The sequence below is a fragment of the Bacteroidota bacterium genome, assembly GCA_037133915.1.
In the GTDB taxonomy this organism is placed as follows: domain Bacteria; phylum Bacteroidota; class Bacteroidia; order Bacteroidales; family CAIWKO01; genus JBAXND01.
In genome coordinates this window covers 22,063-28,894 of record JBAXND010000055.1, presented here as the reverse complement: position 1 = coordinate 28,894, position 6,832 = coordinate 22,063, and the positions used below count along the sequence as shown (strand labels likewise).

The 6,832-nt window shown below is 42.6% G+C and carries 4 protein-coding genes; all 4 read right to left on the bottom strand.

The features are described 5' to 3' along the window. Positions 1 to 259 precede the first annotated feature (259 nt). On the bottom strand, positions 260 to 2,296 hold the full coding sequence (locus WCM76_14510) for a S9 family peptidase (GenBank protein ID MEI6766838.1): 2,037 nt from the start codon (positions 2,294 to 2,296) through the stop codon (positions 260 to 262). A gap of 237 nt (positions 2,297 to 2,533) precedes the next feature. Next, complete coding sequence (locus WCM76_14505) at positions 2,534 to 3,556, bottom strand: tetratricopeptide repeat protein (GenBank protein ID MEI6766837.1); 1,023 nt, start codon at positions 3,554 to 3,556, stop codon at positions 2,534 to 2,536. Between the two features lie 44 nt (positions 3,557 to 3,600). Next, entirely contained in the window at positions 3,601 to 4,629 is a 1,029-nt protein-coding gene (gene recA, locus WCM76_14500; GenBank protein MEI6766836.1) for a recombinase RecA, read from the bottom strand. Positions 4,630 to 4,779: 150 nt separating this feature from the next. After that, complete coding sequence (locus WCM76_14495; protein ID MEI6766835.1) at positions 4,780 to 6,810, bottom strand: hypothetical protein; 2,031 nt, start codon at positions 6,808 to 6,810, stop codon at positions 4,780 to 4,782. Positions 6,811 to 6,832 lie beyond the last annotated feature (22 nt).

The window sequence follows — 6,832 nt, the reverse complement described above, 5'->3', positions numbered from 1 at the left end:
AGCCGGGCTTATGCTTCGGCTTCTTTCAAACTTTTACCGGACAACAGTGAATTAAAATTAATAGTTAATAATTCTTCAGGAAATATTTGTCGGTATAAATAACAGCGGGCGCTCGTTGCAAAAACGTTCGCCCGCTGTTGTTTTTTGTCTTTTATCTTGTCTTACTTCTGATGTCTAATATCTAACGTTTCGAAGGCACGCGTTGCAAACGCGCGCCAGACATTTTTTTGTCTTTTATCTTTTGTCTAATATCTTACGTCTATTTCAAGTAAGTGTCGAGCCAACGGAAGAATTCGCGTTGCCAGAGCACACTGTTCTGTGGCTTCGTAACAAAATGACTTTCGTTGGGGAAGAAAAGAAAGCGGCTTGGAATGCCTCTGAGCTGTGCTGCATTGAACGCCTGCATTCCTTCGGTATAGGGAATGCGGAAGTCGTTGCCGCCATGAATAACAAGTATGGGCGTATCCCAGTTTCCAACAAATTTATGGGGCGAAAAATCATAGCTTTTAGGTGTTGGCGATTTCCAGTAAGCGCCGCCTAAATCATGTTCCGGAAACCAGTATTCTTCGGTTGAACCGTACCAGCTTTCGAGGTTGAACATGCCACAATGAGCTATAAATGCTTTGAAGCGTTTCTCGTGATGGCCTGCCAGCCAGTAAACCGAATACGCGCCATAACTGGCACCAACGGCACCCAGATGGTCTTTATCAACGAAGGGTTCTTTTGAAACCTCATCAATAGCCGACAGATAATCGTTCATATTCTGTCCGCCATAATCCTGAGCAATTTCATCGTTCCATTCCTGACCAAAGGTGGGAAGTCCGCGACGATTCGGAGCCACAACAATATAATCATGCGATGCCATCATTTGAAAATTCCAGCGATAACTCCAGAACTGGCTCACTGCATCCTGTGGTCCACCCTGGCAATAGAGCAGTGCAGGATATTTTTTTGTTTTATCAAAGAATGGAGGATATATTACCCACACCAGCATCTGCTTTTTGTCTGTTGTGGTAATCCAGCGCTGCTCCACCTTTCCCATTGTAATCTTGCTTAACAGATCTTTATTTGTAAAGGTGAGCTGTTTATCGCCTATTCCCTGCGAAGGATTATTGATAGTATAAATTTCAGAAGGCATAGACATCGACATTTTAATGCCTGCTACAACGCCCGATTTGACATCAAGTTCGGTATAATCATGTGTACCGGAGGTGAGTGGTGTTAACTGTTTTGATGTTATATCAATGGTATAAACCTGAAACGTAGCCTTTGTACCGCTGATAAAATATATCTTTTGCGGATTGGAATTATCCCACCGAAGGTTTGAAACTCCTTCGTCAAATTTAATTGTAAGGTCATCGATCTTTTTGCTGTTGAAATCATAGACCATCAAACGTTTTTTATCCGATTCATAACCGGCAGTTTTCATGCTGCACCACGCAATTTTAGTACCGTCGGGTGAGAACACCGGATCCTGGTCATAGCCTTCCATGCCCTCACTCAGGTTCTCTGTTTGGGCTGTGGCAAGGTTGTATAAATAAATGTCTGAGTTGGTACTTGTTGCTTCAGCTTTACCATTGGCTTTACGGCATGTATAGGCAATTCTGAAACCATCGGGGCTCCAGCAAATCTGTTCCATACCGCCCCAGGGAGTTAAGGGTGCATCGAAGCGCTCACCGCTCATAATATCGGTTTCCTTACCTATGCCGGTTTCCGCGTAAGCGGCATAAAAAACATGGCTGTATGAATAATCGCTCCAGCTATCCCAGTGGCGGTACATCAGGTCATCAATAATGCGTGCATCGGCCAGAGGCAGGTCGGGATAAACATCCTTGACCGTTTTATCCAGTTTTACATCTTTGGTAAACACAATATTTTTCATATCGGGCGAATAATCAAAGCCGGTGATACCGCCTTCAACTGTGCTCAGTTGCTTTTTGCCGGTGCCGTCGGTATTCATTTCAAATACCTGCATATCGCCGTTTGCGTCGCTCGCCAGATATCCTATTTTTTTACCATCGGGGCGCCAACGTGCATTGTACTCGCTGCCGTCGGTTTGAGTTAGATTAACCGGAACGGAATAGTCAAGCGCTGCCTTAAACAATTCGCGGTTGCCTTTGTTTGTAACCAAATCATAACGGGTAACACCGTAAAGTGCGAACCTGCCGTCGGGTGATAACTGAAGTTCGCTCACCCTGCCAAGTTTCCAAAGCGATTCGGCCGTAAGGCGATCCTGTGCATGAAGCAATGGTAGTATAAGCACTGCCAACAAAACTGTGCTGAAAATCTTTTTCATAATGATGATTGTTTAGAAGAACTGTTGAAATTTACCCGGTAAAATTAAGAAATGAACGTGAACAGCGGAATAAAACTTCTCAATGATTTTGAACCGGAAGAACTGTGAGTGCAGAATGGCTTCCGGCTTTTCGACAGGCCCACGTGACCAGACGGGCAGGCGTTACAAACGCCCGCAAGGCTATTGCTTCTTTGTCTTTTCTCTTTTGTCTGAGGTTTTATGTCTAATATCTAAAGTCTATTTTGAAATTTTATCGAGACGGTTCATGCCATCCACGGCTTTCGTATAGTTGGGTTTGATTTTCATTGCCTGAATGTAGTCGGCACGCGCATTGTTTATATCACCGCGCAATTCGTAACTATAGCCTCTGTTATAATATGCTTCCGCGTAATTGGGATCTACGATGATGGCATCCGTAAAATATTTAATGGCAGCATCATACACCTTTAAATAAACCAGATGAATGTAGCCCAGATTAAAGTGGGCATATTTGTATTTCGGATCTATTTTAAGGATGGTTGTGTAGCTTTCAATTGCCTTATTGTATTCGCCCACACTTTGAAAAAACATTCCCAGCCCATAATAGGCTTCAACACTTTTGGGTCGGATATTGAGGGCATTTTTGAAATAATCTGCTGCCAGGGCATTATGCTTTGTGCTGAAAATAAGTCCGAGTTGCATATACGCATCGTAGTATTGCTGGTCTTTTTCTACGGCTATCTGAAGATTCTGGACTGCTTTGGCGGTATCGCCCATTTCGCGGTAAGCCATACCTTTGATGAAGAATGCGCGTGGCAGCATTTCATCAATTTTAAGCGCCCTGTCCAGATCTTCGAAACATTTTTCATATTCCTTGAAATAGAAATCAAGCTCAGCCAGTTTAAGCAGCGCTTCGGTATCTTCATCATTTATTGTAAGGGCTTTGCTCAGAGCCTCGCGACACTTTTGTGCTTTGCCCATTGAAAAATAAATATCGGACAGCGTGCGGAAATAAGCAGAGTTTTTCGCATCAATTTCAATCGCTTTATTGACATCAGAAAGTGCTTTACCCGGATCTTTTGTTTCGAGATAGGCCTGGGCACGCTGATTATAAAGCTCGGCATTGTGCGGGTCGGCTTCAATTTTTTTGGTAAGCGCAGTAATGCCGGCAGGTAAAGAGTCTGCCGGCAGCTTATCGTTATTTGTTTTCTCTTTGTTTCCGCCGCAAGAGAGCAGTGCCAATAAAATGACGGCCGGAAAAAGTTTAAGCAGTAACCTCATATGTGAATTTTCAAGAATTCCTTACGGATTTGCCGTGGAATGTTCTATTTCTTTTCTTTCAGTTTTGCTCTGATTTTTGCTTCGAGTTCATCGCTGAGTTCGGGGTTGTCGAGCAGCAGTTGCTTCACGCCTTCCCTGCCCTGTCCCAGCTTGGTATCGCCATAGCTGAACCACGAACCACTCTTTTTAATAATCTCAGTGCTAACGCCAATATCAATAATTTCGCCTGTTTTGGAGAAACCTTCACCATACATCAGGTCGATTTCAGCTGTGCGGAAGGGCGGTGCCACTTTGTTTTTCACCACTTTAACGCGAACATGGTTTCCAACAACCTCTTCGGCTTCTTTTATCTGGCTCACGCGGCGAATATCAATCCTGACTGATGCGTAAAATTTAAGAGCATTACCACCGGTAGTTGTTTCGGGGTTGCCGAACATCACACCGATTTTTTCGCGAAGCTGATTTATGAAGATGCAGCAGCAGCGGGTTTTGCTGATAGTACCGGTAAGCTTACGAAGTGCCTGCGACATCAGCCTTGCCTGCAGACCCATTTTTGAGTCGCCCATTTCGCCTTCAATCTCACTCTTTGGCGTAAGTGCAGCAACAGAGTCAATCACGATGATATCAATAGCTCCGGAGCGAATCAGGTTTTCGGTAATCTCAAGTGCCTGTTCTCCGTTATCGGGCTGGGAAATCAGCAGGTTGTCAATATCGACACCGAGTTTGGCGGCGTAACTGCTGTCGAAAGCATGTTCGGCATCAATAAAGGCTGCAATTCCACCGGCTTTTTGAGCCTCGGCAATGGCATGAATGGCCAGGGTGGTTTTTCCCGACGATTCAGGACCATAAATCTCAATAACACGACCTTTTGGAAACCCACCAATACCGAGGGCATGGTCGAGTCCGATAGAACCGGTTGAGATGGAATCAATATCATTAGCTGGCACATCACCCAATTTCATAATAGTGCCTTTGCCGTAACTTTTTTCAAGTTTATCGAGCGTAAGCTGAAGCGCTTTCAATTTCTCCTTGCTTACCTGGTTGTCTTTTTTTTCTTCTGTTTCTTTAGCCATGATCTTTGATTTTAAAATATTTTTTTAATTTTTTTTTGTGAAAAGCATCCCTGCCTTCATCAATTGAGATGACTCATTTATTCTTATACAAATGAAGGTATTTTTTCTGAAACAGACAAAGAAAATAAGCAGCCGTGAAACCGAAAAATATCACTTTGAATTACTGAGAATCTGCAGGGCATCATCCACGGTAATACGGTTTCCTTTATAGAATGGCACGATAAAGGCGCCGTCGAAGCCCAGATTTCTCAGTTCTGTTTGAATTTCAAGAGCATCTTCCATTGATTTTTCGTTGCCATAGGTATATTTATAAAGACCGTTATGCAAATAATAACGAACGTCGTTCAATCCTTTGAACAAGCTGTTATCTGTTTTGAGGATACTTTTTGAAACCAGTATCTGCACTCTGAAATACAAATCGGCCACCCCTTTTTCGTGATTGCCGGAATTATTATCAGCATTTAAATTCTGGTTCTGGTTGTTGGTATGAGCATCAGGATTAGCAGCGTACTTATTTGTATCGGCCGGAATTACCTGCTTTTGGCTGTTATCTTTGACCTGAGTATTGTTATCTTTAGTTTGGGTAGAATTATCTTTAGTTTGAGTAGAGTTATCTTTAGTTTGGGTAGAATTATCTTTAGTTTGGGTAGAATTATCTTTAGTTTTGGTATTGCTATCTTTAGTTTGAGCAGAGTTATCTTTGGTTTGGTTAGTATTGTCTTTCGGCTGTTTGTCTTTTACACTGTTCTGTGCTATCAGCTTAGATGTATCTTTTTTAACCTCAAGGGTTTTATTCGTCACGGCTTCGTCAACAGTATCATATACAACAGATTTCTCTTCGTACGTAAAGTCCTTATGTTCAGATTGGGCGATACCGATGTCGCGTGTCACAGCCATGCGAAGTTCGTCGTCGGGTATCAGATTGTATTTCTTCCAAAAATCGGCATCATAATCATAACCCTGGTGGAAGATATCTTCATACAGTCGAACCTGCTCCCAATCAGGAATTACTTTTACACCTTGATTTTCAATTTTATTCACCATTAAATCGGAGTACTTTGAAACGGTGAGAAACAGGGCTGAGTCCTTTTTCTTATAATACCCAATTTCCTTATTTTCCCGGATATACTTAGGATACCATTTGTTTTCGTACTCCGTAAAATCGAGGGTGCGTTTCACCGAATTGAATGAAATGTACAAGCCATTAGCTTTAGTATCAGTTCTCAGTTCAGGAAAATAAGCCGTGTCTTCATATGCCACTTTTACAAAGGCATAATTATCAGAACGGATGTAATAAGTGTATTTAAAAAAGCTATTTGTGTTACGGTCAACCAGATATTCTGATTTCACTTTTTTTCTGACAATCTTGTTCGTGTAATGATCAACCGTATATGAGTAGCGGACAAACTTTTTCATTTTCGCGCCTTCCGGTATAGCCGACACAACATATACAAGGTTATCGTCAAGCATAACCATACTGTCCATAGTGAATTCAAGGTTGTCCTGACCCATCAAAAACCATTGGATATCCATATTTCCTGTAAGGAAGAGCGAAAGCTGGTTATAACTTTCTGTTTTGGCAAATCGCGATAAGTAATCCTGACTGCTTCTGATACCGTCAATGCGGACAGGGTAGAAATAATCGCCCACATGAATCTGCCCGTCGCAGTAAACAGAAACTGCCGCCTCGATGGCACGAGCGTAGGAATTGTTCTCTTTGATGTACTCACGGTAATAACCGTCGGACATAAATGTTTGTTGTGACAGATTTTTGGGGAGATTTTCAATAGCCTGTTTTACGATATCATAGCCCTTTGAGACTTCACGAGGGGTAATGATAACGGGCTTCATCTGATAGATGGTGGGATTCAGCGGAACATATACCTTGGTATTCAGGTCTAGGTCTTTGAGCATTACCCTGTACGACATAAATCCGAGCGACGACACCAACAGCGTATCATTGTAAGCAGATGCCGGAAATGTAAATTCGAAGTCGCCTCGTGCATTGCTCATTGTGCCAATCGGATGATGCATAAGACCGACATTGATATATGGAATACCTTTACCGGTAGTAATATTCACTACGCGCCCCATCAGAAAATAGGAATCCTGAGCACTGATACTCTGCGCGCAAACAGCCAGTAAAAACAGTAATATTAGTCTTGCGTTCTTTCTTATCATCAATTGTAGGTGCTTGTGGCAC

What these genes read in the sequence shown, in the direction of transcription:
- WCM76_14510 (MEI6766838.1), bottom strand. Translation starts at nt 2,296, where the DNA reads ATGAAAAAGATTTTCAGCACAGTTTTGTTGGCAGTGCTTATACTACCA.
- WCM76_14495 (MEI6766835.1), bottom strand. Translation starts at nt 6,810, where the DNA reads ATGATAAGAAAGAACGCAAGACTAATATTACTGTTTTTACTGGCTGTT.
- recA (MEI6766836.1), bottom strand. Translation starts at nt 4,629, where the DNA reads ATGGCTAAAGAAACAGAAGAAAAAAAAGACAACCAGGTAAGCAAGGAG.
- WCM76_14505 (MEI6766837.1), bottom strand. Translation starts at nt 3,556, where the DNA reads ATGAGGTTACTGCTTAAACTTTTTCCGGCCGTCATTTTATTGGCACTG.